The sequence below is a fragment of the Pontibacillus yanchengensis Y32 genome (assembly GCF_000770635.1).
GTDB lineage: Bacteria > Bacillota > Bacilli > Bacillales > BH030062 > Pontibacillus > Pontibacillus yanchengensis.
In genome coordinates this window covers 1-1,327 of sequence record NZ_AVBF01000129.1, presented here as the reverse complement: position 1 = coordinate 1,327, position 1,327 = coordinate 1, and the positions used below count along the sequence as shown (strand labels likewise).

At 38.3% G+C, this 1,327-nt stretch carries 1 protein-coding gene; it reads left to right on the top strand.

The genetic code is table 11. The features are described from left to right. Positions 1–53 precede the first annotated feature (53 nt). Positions 54–1,173, top strand: a protein-coding gene (locus N782_RS20395) for an IS3 family transposase (RefSeq protein WP_237582704.1) whose coding sequence is annotated in 2 segments (ribosomal slippage) — positions 54–325 and positions 324–1,173 — 1,122 coding nt in all. Because the reading frame shifts where the segments join, the coding sequence is not laid out codon by codon here. Positions 1,174–1,327: the final 154 nt, after the last annotated feature.

The following is a 1,327-nucleotide window of genomic DNA, read 5'->3' as shown; positions in this document are numbered from 1 at the left end:
TATAATGGACCCATAAATCTAGACACGAAATAAGGAGATGTTAAAGTAGGTTTATGGGTAGAAGAAAAAGATATACATCAGAATTTAAATCCAAAATCGTGCTAGAAATATTAAAAGAAGAGAAATCCATTTCCGAGATCTCTTCTGAACATGGAATCCATGTGAATCAATTACGTCAATGGCGCAAAGCAGCGCTTGAACAAATGCCACAAATCTTTGAAACCAATAATAAGAAAGTTGATCAGATGAAGGAGGATTATGAGAACCAAATTGAGAATTTATACGCCGAAGTAGGTCGATTAACCACGCAATTGTCGTGGCTTAAAAAAAAATCTGGCATTAAAGACGAGAGCTGAACGAGTCTCCATGATTGATTGGGAAGGCACTGATCTCTCCATTAAAACGCAAGCCGAATTACTACATTTAAATCGATCTAGCCTTTATTATAAGCCTGTTGAGCCCTCGGCTGAAGAGTTAATGATTAAGCATCAGATTGATGAAATCTACACAAAATATCCGTTTTTTGGATCAAGGCGAATAACCGTTACACTCAATCAGAAAGGGATCACCATCAATAGAAAAACCGTTCAAAGGCATATGAGAGAAATGGGGATCACAGGTATTGCACCTGGCCCTAATCTTAGCAAAAGAAACCAGCAGCATCGTATATACCCTTATTTACTAAGGGGGTTAGCCATCACTCATCCGAATCAAGTTTGGGGGATTGATATTACCTATATACGTTTAGAGAAAAACTGGATGTATTTAGTCGCTTTGATTGATTGGTATTCTCGTTATGTGATCAGTTGGGAACTTGATCAGACGCTGGAAATGGACTTTGTATTAGAAGCCGTTAACCGAGCACTATCAATCCATCAACCTATCATTTTAAATAGTGATCAGGGAAGCCATTTCACAAGCCCGCAATATACAGATTTACTTAAACAAAAAGAGATTAATATTAGCATGGATGGAAAAGGGCGAGCCCTGGATAATATCATCACAGAACGCCTATGGCGCACAGTAAAATATGAAGAAGTTTACTTAAAAGACTACGCTAGCCCCAGAGAAGCACGCCAGGAGATTAATAGCTTTATCCATTTTTATAATCATGAACGTCCGCATCAATCATTAGGCTACCAAACTCCTGCCTCCATTTATAGTCAACCTTAGGGGAGCCCATCTCTCCTAAGAATTTATGATAGACATTAAATATAAAAGGTGGAATAATACACTAAGCCCCTAGAGCACCCCTAGCTCATAGTAATAGATCTATTCCCCACCTTAATAATTCAAAATCTGTGTCTTGACTATTGGGTCCACCTTA